Here is a 1,244-nt window from a genome sequence, read left to right as displayed (position 1 = left end):
CGCAAAGTACGCCGCGGTGGGTTCAATGGGTGGTTGCAACAGCCTCGCTTAGTTTATCTGCCGGGGATCTGAAGTCCAAGGTTTTTCTAGGCCTTTCATTGAGCCGTGCTGCGATTTTGTTCAGTTCGGCCTGCGAGTATTGATCGAGCTGCGTACCGTGAGGCAAGTACTGACGGACAAGCCGGTTCGTATTTTCGTTGGTACCTCGTTGCCAAGGGCTTCGCGGATCGCAAAAGTAGACCTTTACGTCGGTGGCAATGGTGAAGTCTTTGTGGTTTGCCAACTCCATGCCACGATCCCAGGTGAGCGACTGGCGTAGATGCTGTGGCAGCCGTTTCACCTCGCGCTTTAAGCCTGCCACAACGCTCACCGTGTCTTTCCCTTTCACTTTGACGAGAATAGTGAACCTGGAGCGCCGTTCGACCAGGGTAGCAATGTGGGTATTATTAGCTCCGCTGACTAGGTCTCCTTCCCAATGGCCGGGTATTGCCCGATCATCTGCCTCAGGTGGCCGATCATGAATCGAGACCGCGTCAGTAATCTTGCTGCGAACGCCCTTTGTGCTGGCGAAACGCGAATGACGCATCTTCCGTTGGGTCCGCAAATGGTGTTGCAGTTCCTTCTTCAGAACGCCACGGGCTTGCACAAACAAGCTGCGATAGATCGTCTCGTGAGACACACGCATCGATTCGTCCTCAGAATATCGGATTCTAAGCCAGCCACTCACCTGTTCTGGAGACCAGTCGCGGTAAAGTTTGCGTTCGACCGCGTAGCGCAATCGCCGGTTCTGTGCCAGCAGACAGCGTTTGGGGCGGAGAGCGGCTTTTAAGGCTCGCTCATCGGCTTCGAACGCTCGATAACGGCCTGTTCCGCCGTTACGCGCAATCTCACGAGAAATCGTCGAAGGCGCACGATTTATTTGGCGGGCAATTGCTCGAATCGAAAGTCCCACGCTGACACCACGCGAGATCTCTTCGCGCTCTCTCAGGGTCAATGCTCGTGGCGAGCGTTTCTGCGCTACCGGGGTATATCCTCCGCATAGCTGAATCACGCCATAGATCGACCCTGCGGCTTTACCTAACGCCTTGCCGATGCCAAGAAATGATTCTCCTGCCCGCCACCGTCGCCAAACCTCCGCCTTGCCTTCTGGTATAAGCCCAGGCCGTCCCATTTGTGCCATTGGTAAACCCTCCATCATTCAATATTAATAGGAAGGTGTTGCAATGACCCATTGAACCTACCGC

At 54.8% G+C, this 1,244-nt stretch carries 1 protein-coding gene; it reads right to left on the bottom strand.

Annotation, left to right across the window (positions count from 1 at the left end):
* Positions 1–22: 22 nt before the first annotated feature.
* The gene (locus tag LKR43_RS16130) at positions 23–1,180 is read right to left on the bottom strand and encodes an IS30 family transposase (RefSeq protein ID WP_227685199.1); all 1,158 of its coding nucleotides are present in this window, start codon (positions 1,178–1,180) and stop codon (positions 23–25) included.
* Between the last annotated feature and the right edge of the window lie 64 nt (positions 1,181–1,244).

Source organism: Pusillimonas sp. MFBS29, assembly GCF_020687695.1.
Taxonomy (GTDB): Bacteria; Pseudomonadota; Gammaproteobacteria; order Burkholderiales; family Burkholderiaceae_B; genus Pusillimonas_C.
Note: the sequence above shows the minus strand (reverse complement) of the source record. Positions and strands in the feature narration are given on the sequence as shown.